This window comes from Williamsia sp. 1135 (genome assembly GCF_002095395.1).
In the GTDB taxonomy this organism is placed as follows: Bacteria; Actinomycetota; Actinomycetes; order Mycobacteriales; family Mycobacteriaceae; genus Williamsia.
Window position 1 is genome coordinate 21,123 of the sequence record NZ_MJEI01000095.1, and the last position, 23,991, is coordinate 45,113.

18 protein-coding genes are annotated in these 23,991 nt (G+C 66.5%); 7 read left to right on the forward strand and 11 right to left on the reverse strand.

The window, feature by feature from the left end; genetic code table 11:
- Positions 1 to 405, forward strand: a complete 405-nt coding sequence (locus BFL43_RS14885) for an LLM class flavin-dependent oxidoreductase (protein WP_240498277.1) — start codon at positions 1 to 3, stop codon at positions 403 to 405.
- Here the strand turns inward: BFL43_RS14885 and BFL43_RS29895 are convergent.
- Positions 395 to 1,123 (reverse strand): SGNH/GDSL hydrolase family protein, encoded by a 729-nt coding sequence (locus tag BFL43_RS29895; protein ID WP_346425968.1) that lies wholly within the window; start codon positions 1,121 to 1,123, stop codon positions 395 to 397. The two genes, BFL43_RS14885 and BFL43_RS29895, sit on opposite strands and share 11 nt — an antisense overlap.
- On the opposite strand from BFL43_RS29895, the gene BFL43_RS29900 reads away from it, so the two are divergent.
- Entirely contained in the window at positions 1,117 to 1,512 is a 396-nt protein-coding gene (locus tag BFL43_RS29900) for a hypothetical protein (protein WP_346425969.1), read from the forward strand. The genes BFL43_RS29895 and BFL43_RS29900 overlap by 7 nt on opposite strands.
- 32 nt (positions 1,513 to 1,544) lie before the next feature.
- Here BFL43_RS29900 and BFL43_RS14895 read toward each other — a convergent pair whose 3' ends face one another.
- Positions 1,545 to 2,111 (reverse strand): TetR/AcrR family transcriptional regulator, encoded by a 567-nt coding sequence (locus BFL43_RS14895; protein WP_084893303.1) that lies wholly within the window; start codon positions 2,109 to 2,111, stop codon positions 1,545 to 1,547.
- A gap of 198 nt (positions 2,112 to 2,309) precedes the next feature.
- Between BFL43_RS14895 and BFL43_RS14900 the strand changes: the two genes are divergently transcribed.
- On the forward strand, positions 2,310 to 3,533 hold the full coding sequence (locus BFL43_RS14900; protein ID WP_143695331.1) for a hypothetical protein: 1,224 nt from the start codon (positions 2,310 to 2,312) through the stop codon (positions 3,531 to 3,533).
- Between the two features lie 17 nt (positions 3,534 to 3,550).
- On the opposite strand, the gene BFL43_RS14905 is transcribed toward BFL43_RS14900, so the two are convergent.
- Positions 3,551 to 4,051, reverse strand: coding sequence for a hemerythrin domain-containing protein (locus tag BFL43_RS14905; protein WP_084893393.1), 501 nt, complete (start codon positions 4,049 to 4,051; stop codon positions 3,551 to 3,553).
- A gap of 201 nt (positions 4,052 to 4,252) precedes the next feature.
- Between BFL43_RS14905 and BFL43_RS14910 the strand changes: the two genes are divergently transcribed.
- Positions 4,253 to 4,876: a hypothetical protein gene (locus BFL43_RS14910; RefSeq protein WP_143695332.1), complete on the forward strand. Its 624-nt coding sequence runs from the start codon at positions 4,253 to 4,255 to the stop codon at positions 4,874 to 4,876.
- A 118-nt stretch (positions 4,877 to 4,994) separates the two neighbouring features.
- Here BFL43_RS14910 and BFL43_RS14915 read toward each other — a convergent pair whose 3' ends face one another.
- From BFL43_RS14915 to BFL43_RS14945, 6 genes are read right to left on the reverse strand one after another with little or no spacing between them, the layout of a single operon-like run.
- Positions 4,995 to 5,708 carry a DUF2182 domain-containing protein gene (locus BFL43_RS14915; protein ID WP_084893306.1) on the reverse strand — a complete coding sequence of 238 codons (714 nt, stop codon included), beginning with the start codon at positions 5,706 to 5,708 and terminating at the stop codon, positions 4,995 to 4,997.
- A gap of 6 nt (positions 5,709 to 5,714) precedes the next feature.
- Positions 5,715 to 7,436, reverse strand: a complete 1,722-nt coding sequence (locus BFL43_RS14920; RefSeq protein ID WP_143695333.1) for a tyrosinase family protein — start codon at positions 7,434 to 7,436, stop codon at positions 5,715 to 5,717.
- 14 nt (positions 7,437 to 7,450) lie between these two features.
- Entirely contained in the window at positions 7,451 to 11,971 is a 4,521-nt protein-coding gene (locus tag BFL43_RS14925; RefSeq protein WP_084893308.1) for a hypothetical protein, read from the reverse strand.
- A 3-nt stretch (positions 11,972 to 11,974) separates the two neighbouring features.
- Complete coding sequence (locus tag BFL43_RS29000) at positions 11,975 to 15,667, reverse strand: LysM peptidoglycan-binding domain-containing protein (RefSeq protein WP_240498278.1); 3,693 nt, start codon at positions 15,665 to 15,667, stop codon at positions 11,975 to 11,977.
- Positions 15,667 to 17,016 (reverse strand): hypothetical protein, encoded by a 1,350-nt coding sequence (locus tag BFL43_RS14940; RefSeq protein WP_084893309.1) that lies wholly within the window; start codon positions 17,014 to 17,016, stop codon positions 15,667 to 15,669. The genes BFL43_RS29000 and BFL43_RS14940 overlap by 1 nt, the downstream gene beginning before the upstream one ends.
- Positions 17,017 to 17,041: 25 nt before the next feature.
- Complete coding sequence (locus BFL43_RS14945; RefSeq protein ID WP_084893310.1) at positions 17,042 to 18,877, reverse strand: S8 family peptidase; 1,836 nt, start codon at positions 18,875 to 18,877, stop codon at positions 17,042 to 17,044.
- A gap of 108 nt (positions 18,878 to 18,985) precedes the next feature.
- Between BFL43_RS14945 and BFL43_RS14950 the strand changes: the two genes are divergently transcribed.
- The 3 genes from BFL43_RS14950 to BFL43_RS29010 all read left to right on the forward strand — a co-directional run bounded on the left by BFL43_RS14950 (position 18,986) and on the right by BFL43_RS29010 (position 21,947).
- A complete protein-coding gene (locus tag BFL43_RS14950) occupies positions 18,986 to 19,183 on the forward strand; it encodes a hypothetical protein (RefSeq protein ID WP_084893311.1) in 198 nt (65 codons plus the stop codon).
- 117 nt (positions 19,184 to 19,300) lie between these two features.
- Positions 19,301 to 21,568 (forward strand): LuxR family transcriptional regulator, encoded by a 2,268-nt coding sequence (locus tag BFL43_RS29005; protein WP_168176652.1) that lies wholly within the window; start codon positions 19,301 to 19,303, stop codon positions 21,566 to 21,568.
- A 4-nt stretch (positions 21,569 to 21,572) separates the two neighbouring features.
- A complete protein-coding gene (locus BFL43_RS29010; RefSeq protein ID WP_168176653.1) occupies positions 21,573 to 21,947 on the forward strand; it encodes a helix-turn-helix transcriptional regulator in 375 nt (124 codons plus the stop codon).
- Between the two features lie 21 nt (positions 21,948 to 21,968).
- On the opposite strand, the gene BFL43_RS14960 is transcribed toward BFL43_RS29010, so the two are convergent.
- Positions 21,969 to 22,745 (reverse strand): enoyl-CoA hydratase, encoded by a 777-nt coding sequence (locus tag BFL43_RS14960; protein WP_084893312.1) that lies wholly within the window; start codon positions 22,743 to 22,745, stop codon positions 21,969 to 21,971.
- Positions 22,742 to 23,830, reverse strand: coding sequence for an enoyl-CoA hydratase/isomerase family protein (locus tag BFL43_RS14965; RefSeq protein WP_084893313.1), 1,089 nt, complete (start codon positions 23,828 to 23,830; stop codon positions 22,742 to 22,744). Before BFL43_RS14965 ends, BFL43_RS14960 begins: the two co-directional genes overlap by 4 nt.
- Positions 23,831 to 23,991 lie beyond the last annotated feature (161 nt).

Sequence of the window (23,991 nt, forward strand, 5' to 3'; positions counted from 1 at the left end):
GTGCGAGCTACGGCGCAGCGAATCCACCAGCGCGACATGGCCGAGTTCGGGATGTCGACGTACATCATCGTCCGCGACACCGAGAAGGAAGCGCGCGCCGAACTCGACCGCATCACCACCATCGACCCGAACTCGCCGGGCTACGCATCGTTCGAGGAGTTCGTCGCGAACTCCGAGCTCGACGTCGAGGTGTCCAAGCGCGAGTACTCCGTCGGGACCCGGGGCCTGCGTCCCGACCTGGTCGGCACGCCCGAGCAGGTCGCCGAGAAGATCAAGGCCTACCAGGAAGCCGGTGTCACGCTACTGCTGATCCAGTGCTCACCGGCACATGAGGAACTCGCCCGCATCGCCGAGCAGGTCTTCCCGCTCGTCCCGGCCCGCGAGCGGGCGGTGGCTACGGTCTGAGGTTCGCCGCTGTTGCCGCGAAACGTCGTCCGATCCGCTCGTGCGTCGCCGCGTCGGGATGCAGTTGATCCGGCAACGGGAGCTCCGCGAAGTCGTTCTCGCCATACAGATCTCGTCCATCGAGGTAGTGGAGGTTCCGGTCGTCGCCGGCCCGTTCGGTGACGATGCGGGAGAGCTCGTCCCTGATCACGGTCAGCGTCAGCTTCCCGGCAGCGGTCTCCGCCGGATCACCGGTCGCACGGAACTCCACGCGTCCCTCCGCGAACGCACCGGGGTCGAAGGCCCCGGGCCCCGGGGTGTCCTCGTGGATCGCACAGTAGATCGGCGACACCACCAGCATCGGGGTCTCGGGGTGCCCGTCGCGGATGGTGTCGAGGAAGCCGTGGACCGCAGCGGTGAAGGCCCGCAGCCGCATCAGATCGGCGTTGACGATGTTGATGCCGACCTTGAGGCTGATGACGTCGGCGGGGGTATCCCGAATGGCGCGTGCCACAAACAGGTCCAGCATCGCGCCACCCGAGAATCCGAGGTTGACGAGTTCGACTCCGCCTGCGGCTGCAGCAATCGCGGGCCAGGTGGTGGTCGGAGTGTGAGCCCCGGATCCCTGGCTGATCGAACTGCCGTAGTGGACCCAGATTGGGCGCGGTGTGCCGGTCGCCGGTTCGATTGCGGCATCGGTGCGCAGCGCGACGAGTTCGACATTTTCGTTGTGTGGCAACCAGATCTCGACGTCTTTGCTTCGGGAACCAGGTCACCGAAGCCGAGAGTGCTCACCGCTCCCGACTGATGATCGACCGTGCCCGCGGCCATGTCGACGGTGACGGTGGTGCCGGCCGCCGCGATCGCTCGACCAGCTTGCTCTCCGTCGATGAACAGCTCGAACACACCATCAGGGCGCGATGGCAGACCGATGAAGTGACGCTTCGTGGACCGCACATCCAGCTCGATCAGCGTCGCGGCGGTTCGGAAGGCAAGTCGCACACCCGAGGGTTGCGATTCGGCCATCGCCAATTGAGGGTCGGCGTGTTGCCTGCGGGCGCCTGCCGGCAGGCGATGCACGAGCACACCATTCGACGTGTGCTCGAGGTCGGCCGCGCCACGCACTAGGCGCGCGGTGATGGGCGTTGTCGTGGTCTTGTTCATCGCGGCCAATTCCGTAGCAGGACATCGAGAGTACCGAGAATTGTGGTCCAGGACTCCTGCGAGTCCGGTGCACTGTGGCTGAATCCACCGGCCGCCTCGAGGCTCGAGTATCCATGGAAGACGCTGCCCAACAGTCGAACTGCATGCGTTTGGTCATCTCCGGAGAGGTCGTAGCCCCGCAGGATCGCCCGCATCATCTGAGCGTGCTTGACGCCGGCACTCACCGCAGCGGTCTCCGGATCGAGACGGAACTGGGTGGCCGCGTATCGGCCGGGATGCTCCCGTGAATAGTCACGGTAGGAGTCTGCGAAAGCGATCAACGCGTCCTTACCGGCCCGACCGGCCAACGCGTCAGACGCCCGCTCGGCGAGCTCGTCCAACGCCAGGAGCGCAATCCCTGTCTTCAGTTCCTGGGTGTTCTTGAGATGCGAGTACAGGCTGGCGACCTTGACGTCGAACCGCCTGGCCAGCTCCGAGGCCGTCACCTGGTCGAAGCCGACCTCATCGGCAAGCTCAGCACCTGCCCGGACCAGACGTTCTCTGGTCAATCCCACGCGCGGCATAAGTGACCTCCAATTTCCCTAACTAGAGGCTACATTTTCCTAATACCCTTAGCAAGTCCCGGTCGTCCCGTTGCGCAGCTCACACGAACGGCGCCCATCCAAATGCCATATGCTCACGAATTACGTTCAGACACAACGCAAGAGAGCAACTCTGTCTCACAAATGACAGAGACGATCAGGAATCGCGGAGGTGGGAGCATGAGCCAAGGGCACGCCCTGGGCCTCGCGATCACCGGCACCGAGATCACACTCCTGCTCATCGACGCCACAAACCACGATGTGGTCGCCAGGAACAGAGTCGCACTACCTGCCGTGGACGCCACCCTGCCCGACCACCTCGACCGCCTGGTGGAGTCGGCACCCTTCCCGGCTCAGCGTGTTGCCGTGGCGTGCACCGACCCGACGGTCCAGATTCTGCTCACCGATCGCGCCCGCCGGATCAACGCCCCCGCCTGGCTTGCCCATGCGATCATCACCTCCTCGACCCCGGCGCTCACCGCCGCGGTGTCGTCGAAGTTCCCCGGCGCCAACCCCCTGGTCGTGGTGCTCCTCGATCACCATGGCCGACCCGAGACCACCGCACCCCTGATGTTGATCGACCCGGCCCTCGGAACCGTCATCGACACCGCGCAGGCTCCGAGCGCACACCTACCGGCATACGAGCAGGCGGGTGCCGACGCCCTGGCCGACGCGATGGCCGCCCTGCCTGTCGTCGGCCTCGGAGTCGACGTCATCGTCGCTGCCGGCGCAGGTGCGGAGATGCACGGTGTCATCCAGGAGATGTCCCGTGCGGCGGGTCTCCCGGTCCGGGAAATCGGCGGCCGGTACAGCGTCGCGTTCGGTGCCGCGCTGTTGGCCGGACGCGAGCGGCCCATGCCTGCGCACGGCCGGTCCCCGAAGGCCAGACCGTCCCATCTCGCAGTCGCCGTCATGGGGCTCTCCGCCGTCTTACTCGCCGGCGGACTCGCGGTTGCCGTGGCCCAGCACCCCGACAAGGAAGCACCCTCACTCTCCGATTCGAGCCTGCCCGTCACCTCTACGTCCGCGGCCGACGATCCGCCGTCGTCGACCGGTAAGGCCGCGCAGGCACCGCCTACCCGGCATACGTCCTCGGAAGCGGTCACCAGCGCCCCGTCGACCACCGAGAGCTCCATCGCCACGACCACGGAATCGCGGCCACCCCTGCCCGCCACCCCGGACTCGACATCTCGGCGGCAGAACACTCCCAACCCGGGGCGCCCTCCGGCCACGACAGAGCGAGAAACATCGACGCGGCCGGTCTACACCCCGCCTCCGATCTACACCCCGCCGACGCGGACCACCACGCCTGCGACCCAGACGCCACCGGACGCACCGGCGCCGCCCCCGGATGAGTCCGAGAATGCGGACTCCAGCGTCCCTGACGCCGCGCCGTCGAGATGAACGGCAGCCGGGCCGACCTACTTGATGACGGCGTCGATCGTCTTCTTCAGTGCCGACGGTTGCGCGGGCGAGTGCGGTGCCTTGGCCCGCGACTCGAGCAGCTGTTCACCGATGCGCTGGAGTTCTTTGCGTCCGAGCGTCTTTCGGACCTCCGGGAACCACTCGGCTTCCTCTTCCTCGATGTGATGCTCCACGTTCTCTATGAGGACGGAGGTCTTGGCGTCGAACCGTTCGTCGTCGGGGGTCATCGTGACGAGTTCCATGACCAGCAGGTCTGCGACGTGATGCTCTTCGTACGATTCCAGGATGTCGTCCTCGACGTCCGGGACCGCTTTGCGAACTGCGGGGTACATGACCTCGTTCTCGATGTACGTGTGGACCGTCAGCGCTTCGATGATCTTGGCGACGGTGTCGGCCTTCTTTTTCTTTGCATCGGGGCCGGCGTCGCGAAACTCTTTGAACAGCTTCTTGATTGCTTTGTGGTCGTCTTTGAGGATGACAATGGCATCTGTCGACATCGAACTCTCCTGGGTGAGCGGGATATACCTGAGGGCACCGGCAGGTTGCCCCTGAACCCAGCGGATCAAACCAGGACGCCTAGGCGCTGACCCGCATCTTTTCGAATTGCGGCAAGGCATGCACTGCCCTAAAGTGACCGTGACGATCATCATCGGGTGCACCCTGCACTCGGGCACCACTGTCGAAAGGCTTGGTCATCCATGACGGCTCGAATTGCACGGCGCACCGCTGGAGTCGTATCCGGTTGCGCGGCCGCCCTATTGATGTTCCCCGCGTTCGCGCACGCAGCCCCGGGCGATGTCTCCATCAGTCCGACGGTGACGGGAAGCAACGCCACTGTGACGATCACAAACGGATCCGGATCCCTCATCGGCTGCAATCTGTACGGACTGCCCGCAGACACTGCCGTCACCGCAGACACGAAACCGGTGTTCGGCTACACCAACCCCGAGACGTTGAGCGCGGTCATCCAGCCCGGCTCCACGAAGACCGTTCCGCTGAAGCTGTTCACAGAGACCGGCCCGGACGGGTCCGCCACCTTGCCTGACGGCACCTACGACCTGTTCTGGGGCTGCTCCGAGGTCCCACTCGGCGAGGGCGCCGAACAGTGGGGCACCCCCACACCCGTCGGCCCGAACGCGACCGCAGAGCCCTCTCGCCTGGTGTTGCCGGGTACGGCGCCGAGCACTGCGCCTTCCGTCGAGCCCGCCGCACCCGCCGCACCCGTCGAACCGCCGGCCGAGGCCTGCTTCGGAGAGATCTGCCTGCCTCCCGAGGTTGTCGACATCGTCGGCGAACTGTGGGAGACCTACGCGACGCCGTAGTCGTCCCGCCACCCGCCACTCCCCCACCCGTTTTCGCGCCGCCCACCGGTTTCATCAGGTGGGCGGCGCAAAAACGGGTGGGTGAAGGTCGGGCCTACACACTGTGAGCGCGCCTCGCTCACCCCACGACGAGCAGCACAGCTGTGGGATACGCCAGCCCGACGTATCCCACGAACAGCCGCAGGCGGTCTGGACGTACGAGAACTCGCTCAGCGAACAGGATCGCGCCCACGAGTGCCGTGACGAGTAGTGGGTGTCCGAGGAGGACCACCGCGACCATCGCCGGACCGCAGGTGTGTACACACCAGTAGCCCTGATGGATACCAAACCTCAGACACGATTGGTCGGCTGGTCGGCCGTCGAATCGTATCGGCAGGGTTCGGTGGCAGCGCCGCAGCGCCTTCCGCTTCAGCGGCGTGAGCTCGTACAGGGCCGCGGCGGACAGTGCGAGTACGCCGATCCAGACGGGTCCACCGATGATCTCGGCGACGCCGAGAACCGGCACGCCCAGCACCACCCACACCGCCACGAAGCCCGCAGCGAACAAGAGTATCGACCGCTGCCGACGCTGCCGTCTGGTTGCGTACGCCACGTAGCGAATCGCCGGTACCGTCGCGGGGAGCATCATGGCCATGACCATCACGAGCCACATGGCGCCCGAGTCGAGAGCCGCCGCCATCGAATAGGACTGCACCTGAGCGTGATCGGCGTGTCCACCGGAACGCATCGCCAGCGTGCACCACACGATCCAGGCAGCGACCACCGCCGCGAGAACTGTCCACTCAGGCCGCGACCTGAGAATGGCGGGTGCAGCAACGGTCCCGGTCGACATCGCGATTCAGCCGAGCAAGATGCTGACGGACCCGACCTGCACTGATCCGACACCCACCGTGTCGCCGGCTTCACCGATGGGTTCGAATCGCAGTCCTAACCGGCTCGGGTCGAAGTTGCCTGCGGCGACCAGCGACTCGACGATGTCGGTGATCTCGAAGGTGAAGCTCAGGCCGTGCTCGGCATCGGACCTCATCGACTCGGCCAGCCCGAACAGCGGCAGGTTACCCACCCAGGCGCCGTCCCCGCCGTCATCGACATAGACGCCGAAAGTGGTTGCAGGAATGTCGGTGGCCACCAGGTGGTCGATGGCGATGAAGACCCGTCCGGGGCTGTCGAACTGCAGGGCGGCGAAGTCGGGCATCGACAGCTCGACGGCGTTGGCGATCCCGTTCACAAGCTCGAGCGGATTGTCGATGGCGCCGATCGTTTGCGGCGGATTGTCCTCGGTCACGGCCAGTCCTCTCACCGGAGCCACACCTGCCGACGAGGGTACAGACAGGTCTTCGTACGTGTGCGGACGCGGGCTCGGCGGTACGACATCGCGGACCGCGACCGTCTGCGCCCCACCCACGGAGTCGGCAAACCCGTACGTGCGGTTGAGGAACGCGGTATCGACGGAATCGCGACCCGCTCCGGTGTTGGCGCGCCACACTTCCCACAACCGATCGATGTTGGAGTGGTGCAACCAGAAGATCGGATCGCCCGCCGCACGATCGAAGTCCATCATCTTGCCGTTGACACCACCCACCGCGCCGTGGACGGTGCCGTGCGGCGTGCTCTCGAGTGCCCCCATGATCTGGCTGCCGGACTCGTTCAGATGATGGAATCCGGTGACCGGTCCGCCGAAACTGGGGAAAGGCGCAGTCGCAGAGAAGTCGCGCGCCCGGAACCAACCGCTGGCCCTCGTCTCAGCGGGGGTCAACCGCGCCGGGGTCGACAGGCTGTTCATCCCGGGGGCACGTTCAGCGTCGAACAGTGGGTTGGGAGCACCGTCGAGATCAGGCATTCGGAAGATGGGCGGAAGGGCGTTGCTGTCCGGGCGGTCGTAATCCCAATACGGCAGCGCCCAGGTCTGTTTGATGTCATCGGGGGTCAGCGGGTCGGCGACGATGATCTCGCGGCACACCGATTCGAACTGATCGAGATACATCCGGTGCCACGGCAGGAAGTACCACGAGAAGTGTTGGCACTGATTGCGCAGACCGTCCTGCGGATCGGGGGTCATCCCATGCACCTGGGTGTGGTGTGACCACCACATCCTGCGATCGGTGCCGGCATTGCGCTTGAGAACGCCGACGGCCCGCGCGTACGCCGTCAGGATCGGATGCCGCTGGTCGACGGCCGACAGGTGCCAGGCATCGCGCCGCACCAGTGTCGTCGGGGGCGGCGGTGGCGGAGGTGGCGGAGGTGGGACCGGATTCTCGACCGCCACCCGAATTTCGTCCAGCCTGCGAACCGTTCGAGGTCCGACGTCATCGACGATCTCAGGCTCGGGAACAAGCAGTTCGTCACGCTTGAAACGATGTACGGCACCCGCGGACTCGCTTCCGTAGTCACCGTCGGCACCGAAGAGTGGCAGCGCTCCTGGATCCCAATCGAGTAGTGCGGTCTGGACTTTCACGACGGCCGGGTCGTTACGGTTCTGCGCCGTCGATATACGTTGCGGCCCGTCGGCCGCAATGGCCTCCAGAAGTGGATCGCCGCTGAACAGACTTGATGTGAGCATGTCGGACCTCCAGGTCACAGGTACAGATGATCGGCATATACGAGACGGGAAATGCTCTGGGGTGCAGTCTGACCCGGTTCGGCGTCCGTCGGTAGCAACTCGTGTTCCTCGAGCAGTACGCGAACCGTCGTGTCGGCACCCGGTGTTGCGAGCCGGTGCGCGGGCTCGAGCGGCAGCTCACCACTCCAGCTCGCGGCAAACGACTGCGGGTCGGCACCTTCGAGATCACAGTCGACACTGGTCACAGTCGACCAGTCGAGGTCCGAGGTCGCGTCGCCGGCCCTGGTCTGCAGACTGGCGCGCACCTGCCTGCTGTTCCGCATCCGCGCCACCGTCGCGGAACCGCCTTGCAGACCCGCCGCCGCCGCGTCGGTACCCGGGTGATCTGTGACCGCGAAGGTACCGCTGACCGTGACCCGTACCGACCCCTCGTGCGGCCGGCTCAGCGTGCAGATCCGCTGCGGCAGCAGCTGGACGAAGTCGGTGTTGGTGTCCGAGGAGAAGTGACAGTCATCGATGGCATTCGGTTGGTACCGAGCAACATTGAGTCGAACAAATGGCCAGGCCTTGTCCGCGGCGTCGAACCGTACGTCGACGAACCAGCGGCGCCGGCTCACGTCGTATTCCGGCGTGAACAGGTATCCGACGACGTTGTCTCGGTCGGCTACGCGGCCATGGGGTCGACCCGGCCTGCGCTCGACGTCGACCTCGAGGGCCAACGCGCGTTCTTCCCACGCAGACTGCAACGGGAGTTCGGTCGCCGTCCCGAGACCCGGACCCAGCACCGCGGGATCACGACCCCACAGACTGACCACGTCGCGCTGGCCCGCCGGCGCATCGGGTGCGCCGATCATCACCGCCAGTTGTTCACCGTCACCGCTGGCGAACCAGGGCCTGTCCAACCAGATGCGCAGCGCACTGTGCCGGATCCGGCGTACGGCAAACGGGTGCTGCAGTTCGCTGAGTTGCTCCCAGAAGAACATCGGGAGCACTTCGTGGACGACGGGTGCCGGTGGTCGCTGCGAACTCAGATGCCGGACCTCCACCCCGTTGCCCGCCGACGCCGGGTCGTCTGCGACAGGCAGTTCCGCGGGCTCGAAGAACTCCCGATAGCGCGACGACCCGTGCAGCCGGTACGTCACCACCCGGGTACGGGTGTCCGGCAACGTATGGGTCACCGGACGTTCGGGGACCCCGACCGGCCTCGGTCCAACGGCCTGGGCGATAGACAGGATCGAGCTCGACTCCTGCGCTCCCACCGGGAACGTGCTGACGACCTCGGCGCCACTGACGTCGCCGGCCTCGGGCAGCGCCGGGTCGTCGACGATCCCCGACCAGGTCGCCCGCAGTTCGACGCTGTCGGTGCTGCTGCCGTGGATGTCGAGGGTGCCCAGGATCTCCGCGCCGAGCACTCCCTGGACGCGCGGCTTCGTCCGCAGGGCGGTGATCGTCGGCGGCGTTGCGGGGCGGGTGGTCGCATTGACCAGCCGTAGGTCGGTGCTGGGGGTGAGCCACCACAGCCATCCGTCCGTTGCGGCCTCCGCGAGGATTGCACGATCGGTCGCTGACACCGCGGGGTCATGGACGGCATGAAAGCGCCACAATCCCAAGGTCTCCAGCGCCCCGCGGTCGATGATCGACGACACCGCAACACCTACCTGCTCCCCTGGTGGCAGCCCGATACGCACCTCGTTGCCGTGCTGCTCGGCGCCCAGTGTGTCGGCGCTGTGCAGCACCAGTCGCAACCCGGCGACGGCCGGCCAGTCCCCCGAGTACGGGATGGTCACCGACTGCAGGATCCGGCGATCAGCGAGGTGGTGATCCGCCCCGGCTTCATAGAACATCAGCGCGACGCCTCGTGCCATCGGATCGGGGAGGTACGGCACCACCAGCGCGTCGGTGTCGTGGACGACGTACTGCCCCGCCGCGGGCTGAGCCTCGTCGTTCGGATGCGGCATGGCGGGGTCGGTGCGCACACTGCGGTGCTGCAACTGCTCCAACGTCACGGCCGCGGCGGGATCAACGGTCGGAGCGGACTCCAACCGCACTGGCCACGGCACCGGGTTGGTGCGCAGCGGGTCGTCGAGGTCCTGCACCGAGGTGTGGAACAGGTTGCCCCGCTCCCGCAATGCCGTGGCGTAGGCCCGCCGACGCGCCGCCGGGTCCGGCGAGGTCATCAGGGCGTCGAAGCGGCCACCGAGTTCGGCTTCGGTCTGACTGACCTTCGGTGGGATCACGTGCCGCTCCGTGGTGGTCGACCCGGCGTCTGTCGTGCGGATCACCATGCGGTTCAATGATTCTGCGAACGTCAATCGGTGACGCGGCACGATCGTCGGTTCGGTGACCGGATCCCACCGCAGGAACAGCCGCGGCGTGGTGACCGTCTCCGGACCTCCCGACTGCGCAAACAGTACCGCGAAATCCGTTGCCGGAGTGTCCAGCTGCGGACGGATCTTCAAGCTGGTGGCGACCTGTTCGATACGTGCCATCGCGTCGTGGACCCGGCCGACGAGACCGCCGGCGTTCGCCGGATCGGTCGCCGAACGCTGGGACGCCAAGAATCCGGCGGCATCACGTGCCGCGAACTCCTGCCGCAACGTCTGCACATGGGTCTCGGCGGTGACGACGGCAACCGGGTCCAGGGCGTCGGCGGTCAAAGTGTCGGTGGGGTGGGACACGACGTTGCCTGCCAGATCGACCCCGAGAACGCGAAATGCGTACCGACGTCCGTAACGCAGGGCGGGCAGAGACCCTGCTCGGGCCGAACTGCGCACCACAAACGCTCCCGGCGTTGCCTCGCGACCGTTGTCGGTCAGGATCTCACTGCCCGGATCGACGCCCTGCCCGCTGTCGTGGACGATGTTGCGGCCCGGCCGCGGCGCGGACAGACTCCACCCGTCCCAGCCGGCGACGACCTCGTGCAAGTAGTACGGATTCGCCGGATCACCTGGTACCCGGCTCGGCGAGGCACCCTGCAGCAGACCGCTGTCGGGAACGTCGGTGAGCACCACCGTGCCGTTCACCTCGACGGTCACGGTCCGATCATGCAGGCTGTGCCACACCCGGGTGTGGTCGTCCCACACCTGCACCTGCAGGCCTCGCACGAGTTCACCGAACGTGAAACGTGGCGCGGCGACGCCGGGCGTGGAGGCGAGAACGTCGGTACTGCGGTTCTCCGCGGCGCCGACGGTCCCGCGCACGGCCGTCACCCGATTGGTGTTGGCAATCGCGAAACCATTGGAGCGCAACGTTGCCGGCGCGAAGTTCACCTCGTCGCCATTGAACTCGGCGGCCTGCGCACGGGCCGCGGACCGCAGGTGCTGTTCGAGTTTGAGTCCTGCGGCGTCGGGGTCGAGGTCCAGGACCCGGTATTCGGGCCTGCCGACCGTCAGCAGTCCGCTCTCCCACCGGCCGTCTGCGCCATTCGTGGCCATGAACCGATCCCCGTCGACCGCGCATCGGGTCACCGGCGACAGCAGGTTCTCGACACCGGGGATCGTCACCTCGCAGGTCACCTCGGTGGCGCCGGCCAGCGTCGCCGGATCGTCGACCTTGAGGTCGAGAACAAATCCGAGTCGACGCGCCAGCGCGGGGGTGTTGCCCGCGGCGGCTGCCAGCGAGTGGAACTCGACCTCCGGTGCGTCCGGCCGTGGTCGCGACTCACCCTCGGCGAGGGGCGGCGGCTCGGACTCCTCGGGGCGTCGGTAGTACTCGGCGCTCGCGTGGCTGTCCACCAGCATCCGCTCGACCGGCGCGGCCTGACCGGCGGCCGGAGCGAATGCGACGACGGGCCCCTCCGGCTGCGGACGGGGAGATCCGCGCAGCAGGCCCGACAGATGGTCCGACACCGCGCGATCGAAGGTCTCGAAGGCCGACGGCTCACCGGGTCTGCGGTCGAACAGTGTCGACAGCAACGACTCCGGTTGTTGTAGGCCTCGATCGCCGCCGTCGGTGCAGTCGCAGCCATCCCGCACCGACTGGGCCCGGTCACGGCGGGCCTTGTCGATCGCGGCCTCGTAGGCGCCGCGCCTGCGGCGGTGAGCTGTGAACTCCCCCAGCAACGGGCCTGTGCCGTCGATCCTCCTGCAGTACGCAAGGACCGCCGTCGCCAGACGACTGCTGCTGACAGACGGCGGTGTCACGGGCGAGGAGAACACCGAGGCATAGTGCGCGTCGAGACCGTGGTCGCCCATCGCCGACGCGGGAAACGACTGCCACGGCGCACCCTGCGTGATCTTGGGAGCCGGGAAGCCGGTCACCGCTGTCGATGCAGGAAACGCTGCCGCCCAGCCCGCCGGATTCAGCACCGCCGTCAGCGGACGGCACGCGATCGGATCCGGTGCACCGTTGACACGCAGTGTGATCTGAGCCCCGCTCAGCGCGCCGGGCCAATCGATCAGCGCAGGGAAGTCAGCGAGGGTCCCGGCTGCGCCGTCCGGGATGAGCCGGTGGGTGAAGAACAGCGATACGTGGAAGTCTGCGTCGGGCGCCACCGAATGCGGCAGCACGGTGGTCATCAATCTGGTGGTGGCCATGGTTCATGCTCCTAGTGCGAATGCGCCGAAGTAGTTGTCCCACATGACGTCGCCGCCGGAATCGGGCGGCATGATGTCTCGCAGGCTCGGGTCACCCTTGGACCCGGCCAGACGACGCTCGACGGTCACCTCCACCGATGCCGAGAAGAACAGCACCTCGACCTCGATCACCAGACTGGCGCGGCCGACGAGTTTGCCGGTCGCGGTGTCGTAGGTCAGTGACAACTCCAGTGTCAGCGAGGCCGAAGCAAGGCCCAGCACATCGACCTCTCCTCGGATCCGGAAGTAGGCGGTCAGCTTGCCCTCGTCACCTTCGAGTCGCAGGTAGATGCCGATCATCACCGACACCGACCCGGACGCGACCCCGAAGTCGAGGCTCAGTGCAGCGCCGGCCTCCAACCCCATCTCCAACAGCACCAAACCTTTGGGACTGAGCCGAATACCGACCCAACCACCGCCGCCGATCGCCATCACGGTGAGACGGAACGGCGACTCCTTCTTGCAGAATCCGAAACCGACGGTCACTGCTTGGTCGAGGAATGGCACGTGACAGTCCGCGTACAGGGCGATGTTCTCGAGACTGAAGATGCCCAGTGGAATCGAGGGCAGCGCCAATTCGAACCCGGCTATGACGCCGCTGGTCGACACGTCGACGAACGGCGGATCGGAGAACCCGTCGAACGGGATGACCTCGCGGAGCTTTTCGATGAACTCCAGCGGCCCCTCGAACTTCATGCCGTCGAAGACCACGTCGATCTCGGGCTTCCGACCGGTCGATGTGCGAAACCCGATGCGGCGAAATCGCATCGAGATCAGTCGGGCGCCCGGCAACAGCGCCAGCGTGAAGTCGGTCAGTTGCGCACTGACGTCGGCGCGGGGGTGGTCACCGGCCCGGACTTCGACGCTGATCGTCAGCCCCTGGCGCGACGGGAAGAACACAGCGTTGTTCTCCTCGGAACCAACCGGCCAGGGTTCGAGTTCGGGTTGCCACTCGAAACGCACCACCCCGGTGCGCAGCGAGGTCAGGACCGCAGCCAATTTCGGATCGGTCGCGACCGCGGTGATCTGCCGGAGCGCAATCGCCGGTCGCTCGATCAGCGATCGAGCCGCGGCGGGCAACGCCGGGTTCGCTACGAGACCCTGGACCTGGTCCAGGACGCCGGCAAGCACTGCCGCTTCGGCAACCGCCGCCGCGACACTGCCGTCGACTCCTGTCAAGACGCCGTCGAATTCACCGGCCAATCTGTCTGCAGCGCCCACGATCTGACCACGTACACGGTCGACGTCCCCCAGCAGCGTCTGCAACTGCGCGGTGGCGCCACCGTGGGTCGCCTTGACGATCTCGGCGTTCACCTGCGCAGACAATCCATCGAGCGCGACTGTCAGCCGCTGGTGCTCCGACCGCAGTCCACTGACCACATCGAGCGCTTCACTCACCAGTTCTGGTGCTCTTTCGAGGCCGGTCCCGTCTGCGATCAGCTCGAGCAGACCGAACATCCCGAACAGTTTCGGCCCCGCGTTGCCCAGGAATGCCGCTGGGTCGAAGGTGCCGGCGGCCAGCGGGCTTCCGGCGGCAACGTCCTTGTCGCCGATGGCTCCGAGAGTCCGTGAGATCGCGGCAACGGTGACGTTCGGCTGTACGAACCCTCCGCTCTCACTGCTGTTGCCCCCGAAGTCCAGCACCTGCGGCCCGGTCAATGTGAGGAACACTTCCGCCGGTCCGCTGAACCCCTGGGCTCTGAATTGTGGCTCATATTCCACCGACACCGGTGCGTTGCCGCCATTGAGCGCGCTCAGCGCCGGGATCAGGAGCTGGGACTGCTCCACCCGGGGTGCCACGAACTGGTCGGTGGCGTCGAAGTCCGCGGCGAAGGTGAGTCCCTCGACCTGGAACGTCGTATCGCCGGCGGTGCTCGACGGTGCCATGGCGACAGACTTGTCCAGGACGGTGAGCTCGGAGCGGACGTCGTTCCAGTTCTCTGCTGCCGGTGTCATCAACGCCGCGAACTCCCGGTCGGTGTCGACATCGAGAAGTGGCACGAAGACAAGCGGGGTCTCGATGGCGATGGCCCGCCCCGCATGATCGGTACCGGTCACCCGCCACCGAAAACTGCCCACACCCTCGATCTCCGCGACAAAAGGCCGCGGCCCGGTGTCGAGTCTGATGTCGGGCGTGACAAGCGGCCGCACGGCGAGGTCCGTGAAAGGCATCGCGAAAGGAGCGGAGCTGGCCTTGCCGGTGTACGTGCGCGCGGGTTCGCGCACCACGATGAACATTCTCTTGATCAGCCGCGCCACCGGATCCGGGCCTGGTGCGATCTGCCGTTCGGTGATGATGACTCGCGTGGCGCGGTGCCCGAACGGATAGAGCAGTCCTGGCTCGTCGACCCTGACGTACGCGTCACGGCCCATGGGTGCGAGGTGCCGGTAGGCAAGAAGCTTGTTTGCCGCAGTCGCCGCCCACGAGGCGGACCAGTCGATCCAGGCACCGACGGCACTGAGCGCGAACGTCCGGACCGACAGGGGTTCGGGCTCGACGCCGTCGACGCGATGAGAGGTCAGCTCGACGATGTTCCGTCGATGCGCCGACGTCAGCGATCCCGTGGGTTCGGCTTCGGGCGGCGCCTGGTCGTTTCGCGTGTGCAACGCGCGGACGATGCGCTGGGTCTGATCGAGGCGATCGATGCCGACGAGTTGGCCGTCGACTTCGCGACGCACCGCGAGCCGGGTGGTCCAGAGCTCGATCCGATTCGGATCACCCGGCGCGGCAACGGGTTCTGCGGAATGCGTGAATGCGCCTCGAGAACTCGGTGACACAACCAGCCGGAAGGGTGCCTCGATGGCGGTGTCCCGATCGGTCAGCTGAGCGGGTTCGTCGGGTACCTCGACCGGGATGTCAGCAGGGTCGGGTCGCGGCGTCGCAGACGGTGACACAGCGAGTTTGAGAAGTGGCAGCACCCGGAGGATGCCCACCGTCGTGAACTCGATGCGGGTACCGGACGGGACCTGGAAGACGACCCTCGATTCCTTCGCTGCCAGGATCCGAGTGGGCGAGACCGTATCTGCCGCGACCTCGAAGACGTTCTGGGGGCCGAAACGGACGACGATGTGCGCGTCGTCGGTCACCGCACGCAGGTGCCTGGTCGGGTCGACAACCGGGATCGCGGGTGCCGGCCCGGGTGGGCCCGCGATCCCCGGGATTAGGAACACCTGGCCGGGAAAGATCAGATCAGGATTTCCGATTCCGTTGGCTGCCACGATCTCGGGGTACCGTCGCGGGTCGCCGTAGAAGCGGCCTGCGATGTCCCAAAGTGTGTCGCCGGGAACCACGGTGTGGCGAACCTCGGTGGGCACGGGCGGCAGCGCCTGCGGTGAACCAGACACCTCGACCTTGAATCCGACTGCAGTGCAGTGTAGATCGAGGAGATCGGCAGGACGGAGCAGATGGAAGTCGACGGGGTCCGGTGGACCTTCCGGCTCCACCGGGGGTGGGGGTTGGTCCGGAGGGGGCGGCGGTGGCGGCGGTGGGGGCGGAGCCAGATCGGGGATGTGCAGAACCTGCCCCGGAAAGATCAGGTCGGGGTTGGGAAGGCGGTTGGCGTCGGCGATCACCGGAAAGAGCTCGCCGCGCCCGTAGAAGCGGGTGGAGATGGCCCACAGGGTGTCACCGGCAACGACGGTGTAGTCGTGGGCCATCAGATGTCCTTCCCAGCACCGGTCGAGGTCGTGACCGGCAGGAGCATCGCGCTCGCCACGACCCAGGCCAGCGTGGGTTCGAAGATGTCACTGTGAGCCCCCGAAGGTGAGTTTCCTTGAGCCACATATTCTGAGGCGTCGAAGTTCGAGATGGCACCGCGCCCGAACTGGTAGGTCGTCCCGACCGGGCCGAGCGGTGCCGGCACCACGCCGTGCGCTCCGTGCGATCCCATCGCCCGCCATCGTGCGAGCGGGTCTGTCGCACCGGCGGCATCGGCACCTGTGCCTCCCAGCATGCTCGCGATCGGATAGAACGTACCCAGCGCGTGATCGTGTGTCGAATAGCACACCGAGATCGGACCGTCGACCCGGTTCAGCGTCCCGGCCAGTGCCCCGGCGCCCGAGCGGAAAGGAAGCCGGTCGGTGAACGCAAACCGGGAGAACGCCGCCTGCAAGAGGGTGACGGACTTGAGGGGAGATGCCTGACCTTCTGGTAGCGCGGGCAACGCAAACGACACCATGCGGCCGCCGAAACTGTGCCCCACCAGATGGATTCGCAGCTCCGGGAACTCCGAACCGAGCTGGTTCACTGTCGGCCCCAGGCCCACACTGCCAACCGTGCCCGCCCGCTGCTTCATCCGCCAGTAGGACGCCTGCCGGAGGGTCTCCTTGGCCCCCGCCAGGATCTTCGCGCCGACGTCGCGGAGCCCGGCAGCACCGACATCCGGGGCGTCGATGATCGCCCCGGTCGCCGTGATCGTGTCAGCCAGATACTCGAATGTCTCCGTCGGGGTGCGATGGTCGGTGAACATCCCCGGCAGCGGTGGCGCAGAACCACTCTCACCGTCGTCGAGGTCCGGTTCGATCCGGCTGAACGCTTCGATCTCGCGGTACAGCGCCGCGATCGAATCCTGGGTCACCGGCACGGCGAGGAGCCCGGCGACAGCATCGAGATTGCTTGCCCGCTCAGGAAAGAGGTCTTTGAGGTCCGCCAGGATGTCGGGGTCCAGCTCGGAGGTCAGCACGGCGGCCGACGACGTGGTGACCACACCGGCGGATCCCCCGCCATCGACGGTCGGCGGCTCGAAATCCGGGATCGGCTCGTCGCGCCAGAGCTGAGAGGGCCAGTACAGGCCGACGAAGCCGACCTTTGCGGCGTCGTCCAGGTGGGGCCGCAACAACTCGAACCACCGCTCGTACAGCGACGTCGCCTGCTGCGCGCCGTTGTTCCAACCATGCGAGAACACCACCAGATCGCGGATCCCCGACTCCCGGATGTTCGTGATCAGGTTCGGTACGGACCCCGGGCCGGGATGGCCGTCGGCGTCGTAGGTCAACGTCCACAACATTGCAGATCCTCTCGTGAGAACGGTGTCAAACTGATTGGAGTGCGCGCATCAGATCCAGCAGGCCGCCACCCTCGAAGGCGGGGTCGCGCCCGAGCGGTGTTGCCGAGTCGACGAAGATCTTCTTGATCTCCTCGGGCTTGCCGATGAACTCTTTCTGTACGGACAGGAACGCGGCGATCGCGCCCGATACGTGGGGCGCAGCTATACTGGTGCCGCTGTCCTCCACATACACCGCGCGACCGTCGAGTCCCTCGGGATGTGCGTTGAGGACGGGTTGCAACATGGCACCGGCGGCCGCTGAGGTGATCCGCTCGCCGGGCGCCACCAGATCCGGTTTGCACCTGCCGTCGCCGGTTGGCCCGCGCGAGGAGAAGTACGAGATCCCGAACGTGTGCGGGGCATCTCGATGCGTCGAGCCCACAGTGATCGCCCGCGCAGCGTTTCCGGGATCGTTGATCGTCATGGCCGCACTGAACTTCGTCACCATCGACCTTCCCGGTGCCAGCGTCACGTAGCCCGAGTTGCCCGACGCAGCCACCACGACCACGCCGGAGCGGACGAGCTTGTCGACCTCCAGACAGAGTGGACTGCGACCGCATGCGAACCATTCCGGATCGAACTCGTAGCCGAGACTCAGATTGACCCCGTGTATCCGGGGCAACTTGTCACTCGAGGCATTCAACTCACGCACGTAGGCCAACGCACGGATCACCCGAGTGACGCGGGTGGTGGGATCACCACCGGCCAGCACCTTGAGGCTGACGAGCCGCGCGCGGGGGGCCATGCCGGCCAGCATTCGGGGGTCGCTTACCTCGCGGGGTTGGGTGATCGGATAGTCACCGGCCGCGACGTTGAACCGCTGTTCGGTGACCAGCGGGGTGGGCTGGTCGTCGGCCCAGTGTTCGAGACCCCCGGCAATGACGCCGGCCACATGAGTCCCGTGGCCGAGTTCGTCCTGCAGAGCGGTTGTGGGGTCATTGCTGTCGATCGTGAAGTCGCGGTGCAGATCCTTCACCGAACCGTGGGTCAAGGTCTCGTAACCGACGAAGTGCGGATGGCCGGCCTGTACACCGGAATCGACAACCGCCCAGACAATCCCGTCTCCGAAGCTGTTGAAGGCGCGGTGGGCCGCCTGCGCCTTGATCGTCGTCGCCGATACATCGATCTGCGGATGCACCTCGAAGTCGGGCCAGATGCGGTAGACCGCACGGTTCTCCCAGGCGCCTGCTGCGCAATCGGCCGTCACGAGTCCTTCGAGTTGTCCGGTGGTGAGCTCACCGGATGCATACTCGTCGGCGAGAAGTAGTGGAGCACTGTGGCCACCGATGTATTTCCACAGCTGTTCGATCCGGTCCATCGCCGCTCGTGCACCCGGCCGGTAACGCAGGTTGAGCTCGATCATGATCGGCCAGCGACTCTGCCGGGTGCGGGGTGGCACCGCATCCGCGCCCTCGACGAACATCTGCCGCAGCGCGGGTGTCAGTACCCCCGCGAGCACGGGGTTGCGGTCGGCGGGGCCGGTGTACGCCGCTGCCAGTGGCCTTTCGGGATCAGCCTGCGCTCGTGCGTCGGCGTCGGCGAGTGTTCCTCGACCCTGCGCCGTCAACATCCAGACTGTCTCGTCGCCCCCGACGCTTTCGATCACGTGGGCAGCGGCAAGCTGATCGGCGGCGCCACGGACCTGTTGGTGCCACGACGGTTCCTGCTGTTCATACAGGCGCGCCCGATCGTCGAATCGGGACGCGTATCGCGCCGCCACCATCTGCCGGAGTCGCTGATCGTCGGCAGGCTCGCCGATGCCCTCCAGCGCGCCGACAGCGCTCTGTACACGATCAACCCAAACCCGACCGACCTCGACCATGTTCCGATCGTGGCAGCGCCGAGCAGCGTGGGCGCGCGTAGTGCACTACCTGTTTTCGAGTAGTGGGCTACCCCAGGGCTCCTCGCGCTCGGGTCGCACGATGAACAGATGATGTCCCCCGGCGACAACGACGACACGCTGCTCGCCGCGTTGCCCACCGTTTATTCGGTCGCCCTCCGCCTCAGGCGCGCAGGCGTGCCGCCGGAGCAGATTGCCGCGGGGCTCGGGATCGAGCCCCTCGCCCTCCCGACACTGTTCGACATTGCCGAGGCGAAGCTGGCGCATCTGCGTGACCACCGCGTTTGACCCATCAGCCCTTGCAGAACGGCTGCAGGCGTGCCATGGTCACGAAGACCATAAGTGCAGTTGTGCCGATCGCGGCCGTCTCACATTTCGCGTCTCGTGTGATCGAGGGGGTCGATCATGGATCACGAGTGGCCGATCGTAGGCCGTCAGGAAGAAGTCGCACTGGCCGCTGCCGCCATCACGTGCCGCGAACCCGGCCGTGGCATGGTCGTCGGTGGGTCCGCGGGGGTGGGCAAGACGCGGTTGTGTGCAGAAGCCGTGCGCGTGGCCATCCGCCTCGGACACCGTTGCCATCATGTGGCGGCAACCGCTTCGTCGCGGGACGTCCCACTCGCCGTCTTTGTCGAGTTCGGTGTCGATGTGGATGCCGACCCCCTCCGCCAGATCCGAGACCTGTTGCACAGCCTCACATCCGACGATTCGCGACACCCCGCTGTCGTCGCGGTCGATGATGCCCATCTGCTCGACAACCGTTCGGCGTTCGTGGTCCATGAGCTCGTGGTGCGCAAGATGGCGAACGTCGTGCTGTCGATTCGCACCGGCGAAGCCGCCCCCGACGCCATCACCGCGTTGTGGAAGGACCACCACGTGCCGCGGCTGGAGCTGCAGCCATTGTCGCGCAGGGAGGTCGGCGCATTGTTGGAAGGAGCGCTGGGTCGCCCCGTTGAATCGACGAGCCTGCGCAGGCTGCACGCCATGTCGGACGGTAACGCGCTGCTGCTGCGCCAGCTCGTCGACGACCAGCTCGCCGCGGGACGGCTGCGCCTCGATTCCGGACTGTGGTTCTGGTCCGGAGACCTCGCGATCACGCCGACGCTCGCCGAGATGGTCCGACTGCGCCTGGCCGGCTTTTCAACGGACGTGTTGGCGCTTGTCGACCTGCTGGCGGTGAGCGAGCCCCTGACCACCGACGAACTCGGCACGCTGGTCAGTGCGGAGACCCTCGAACTCGCCGAGACCGTCGGGGCGATCAAGACGCGAGTCACGGCCAGGTCATCGATCTCCATCCGCCTGAGCCATCCTTTGCAGGGTGAGATCCGTCGAGCCGACCTCGGCCACCTGCGGCGTAGGCGATTGGCAGGGACGATTGCGCAGGCTCTCACACCCGGCCCGAGGAGCGATCCGTCGAGCCTCCTTCGTCATGCGGTACTGACCCTGGACTCCGATCTCCCCGCCGACCCCGACCTCTTGGCGGCGGCCACGCGGGCCGCGATGCTCGCGCTCGACGTCGACCTCGCAGTCAGATTCGCCTCCGCCGCGCTCGGGCTCACCGCCACCCCGGCAACCGCGTATCCGCACGTGATGTCGCTCATGGTCGCCGGCCAGGGGGACGCCGCAGAGGAGTTCTTCGTGGCGATGACCATCGCACCCGACCAGCCTGAATATGCCCGGTGGACCACGTTGCGCGCAGCGAACATGGTGTGGATGCTGGCTCGGCCCCGCGACGCGGCGATGCTGCTCGACACCATCACCGGAGCGAGCCTGTCGTCCGTCGCGCGAGCCGAACTGGCAGCCGTCCGTGCGTGTGTCCTCGCCGTCGAGGCGAATCCCGCGGCGGCAGTCACCGAGGCGCAGGGCGCCCTCGCGGAGGACGAGCTCGGCGACTTTCATGCGCTGATGGCGGTGGCCGCCATGGTGATGTCCGCGGGCGCGGCCGGGAACTTCAGCGCAGCAAACGAATACGCGGCCTTCGGCCAGGCGCGGGCTGCGGCGTCGTGGCAGACCGCGCACCTGCAGTTCTGGCTCGGCGCGATTCACGCCCGGGTCTGCCGCATCTCCGGCCACGTGGACCGTTGCGCCGACGATGCGATTCGGCTGACCGATATCGCCCGCGATGTGTCGGGGCCGACGCAATTCCAAGCCACCTTCTTACGCGGTCACGCGGCCCTCGCCGGCGGGCGGGTACAGACCGCGATCACCGAGCTACTCGATTCGCTGGTCGGGAGCGCGAATGGGCACCGCGACACCACCGGCTTGGGCCCGGCCTGCCTCATCTGGCTCGCCGAGGCCTACGCACAACGCGGTAGTCCGGCCTCGGCCCGGTCGACGCTGTCCGAACTCGCAAAAATCCTGCCCGCCGAATACGCCTTCATGCAATTCGGCATGGAGCTCGCCGCAGCCTGGACCGAGGCTGCCGAGGGAGTGGTCAGCCGAGCTGTCTCCATCGCCCTCACCGCCGCCGAGACTGCTTGCAAACGAGGGCAATTCGCTTACGAGGTGCTCGCACTGCAAACAGCAACGCAATTCGGCAGCACGTCCGCCGTCGAACGTTTGCACCACCTCGCGCAGTTCGTCGAGGGTCCAAGAGTCGCAATCGCTGCCCGCCACGCCTGCGCTACACGAGGACGACGGCGCCGGACTGCTCGCGGTGGCCCACGACTATGAGCACATGGGCGACCTCATCGCGGCGGCCGATGCCGCCGCACAGGCCGGCAGAGCATGGGTCGCGGCGAACCGGCGGGGGTCGGCACTGGCCGCTTACGGTCACACCCAGCGCGTTGCCCGCGCATCAGGCTGCAGCACAACACAAGCCCCACACCGCACGGCGGCGACCGACCCGTTCACCGCACGTCAGCGAGAGGCCATCGCTCTGGTGGCGGCGGGACTGACCAACGTCGAGATTGCCGAGCGCCTCACCGTGTCCGTGCGTTCAGTCGAAGGACACCTGTACCGCGCCGCTCAACGAGTCGGCGTCACCAGCCGAGATGAGCTCGCGGATATCCTGAACTCATCCAGGCGTCCGGACGTCGCAGAACTGAGGTAGTCGCTCTTTCGCGATGACCTCTCAGCGGTGCGAGAAGTTCGCATCCCGCTTCTCGACGAACGCGGCCATGCCCTCGGTCTGATCTTCGGTGGCGAAGGTCGAGTGGAACACCCGGCGCTCGAACAGGATTCCCTCGGCCAGGCTGACCTCCTGCGAACGGTTCACCGCCTGCTTCGCGAGAATGGTGATCGGCAGTGACAGTTCCGAGATGGTGGTGGCGACGGCGATCGCATCCTCGAGGTACGTCTCGGTCGGGACGACCCTCGAGACCAGCCCGGCGCGCTCGGCCTCGTCGACCTTCATCCGGCGGCCGGTGAGCACCATGTCCATCGCCTTCGCCTTGCCGATCGCGCGGGTGAGTCGTTGCGACCCACCGATTCCCGGGATCACACCGAGGTTGATCTCGGGCTGACCGAAGACCGCGTTCTCGGCGGCGATGATGATGTCGCACATCATCGCGAGCTCACAGCCACCACCGAGGGCGAATCCCGCGACGGCCGCGATCACCGGCGTGCGCACCTCGACGAGGTGTCCCCAGGCGCTGAAGAAGTCCTCCGAGAGCATGTCGACATAGGTCTTCTCCGACATCTCCTTGATGTCGGCGCCGGCGGCGAAGGCACGCTCGGACCCGGTGATGACGATGGCGCCGACCGACGGATCGGTGTCGTAGGCCTGCGCGGCCGAGACGACCTCGGCCATCAGCTGGGAGTTCAACGCGTTGAGGGCTTTCGGGCGGTTCAGGGTGATGATCCCGACGCGGCCACGCTGCTCGGTGGTGATGGTCTCGAAAGTGGTCATGACTGGGCTCCATTCGTCAGGGTGAGGTCGTCGGGCAGTGGCGCGAAGAAACTCTCGACCACAGCGGGGTCGACGTCGCTCAGCGTCGGCGGCGACCACTTGGGTTGGCGGTCCTTGTCGATCACCTGGGCGCGGATGCCCTCGGCGAGCTCGGGGTGGACCAGGAAGTGGATCGACACCCGGAACTCGTTCTGCAGTGCGGACTCCAAGGTGGTGTCGGGGGTGATCGACCGCAGCGAACGCAGGGTCACCTCCACCGACGTCGGCGATTTGGCGGCCACGACGTCGGCAGCTGCGCGGGCATCGGGATCGTCCCGTCCGCGGAGATGTTCGACGATCTGAACCGCGGTGTCGAAGGCGAACGCCTCGTCGATCCAGTGCTGCTTGCCGAGCAGTTCGGCATCGGGGGGCGCGATGGTGAAGTCCGCGATGACATCTGCGACCGAAGCGGCGGCCCCGGCCTCGGCCGTCAGGGCCTCGACGAAGGCGGGGATCTGCTCGGCGGGTAGGTAGTGATCAGCGAACCCGATCGCGATCGCGTCGGCGCCGTTGATGTTCGCGGCCGTCAGCGCCAGGTAGGTACCCAGTTCGCCGGGAGCATTCGCGAGCAGATGGGTGCCACCCACGTCCGGCGAGAAGCCGATCCCGACCTCGGGCATGGCCATCCGGGTGCGATCGGTGACGATGCGGGTGTTGGCGTGCGCGGAAACACCGACGCCGCCGCCCATGACGATGCCGTCCATCAACGCGATGTAGGGCTTCGGGTAGTGCGAGATGTAGGCGTTGAGGATGTACTCGTCACGCCAGAAGACACCGGACGGGGTCGCGAGTGCCTGCTCGAGGTCCTCGGACACCGAAGCGTCGCGGTGGATGGCAACGATGTCGCCGCCGGCGCACAGCCCGCGTTCGCCCGCGCCGTCGAGCAGCACGGCCTCGATCGCGTCGTCGTCGGCCCATTTCTCCAGGGCAGCATGGATGTCGACCACCATGTCGTGGGTCAGCGCGTTGATGGCTTTCGGCCGGTTGAGCGTGATGCGCCCGATCCTGCCTTCGGTGCGAACGAGGACGTTGCTCTCGTCTGACATGTCTCTCCAATGCTCGACTCCCGGGCGACTCACATAGTTGCATATCCTAGTAAAGGCAGTCCAGGGTGGGTCTTTCGACCGCCGATGAACCCGCACTCCGGGCGTAGGGTGAGGTAGCTGTCACCGTCCCGGTGCGCCACATCGCCCGGCCCGGTGCCGGC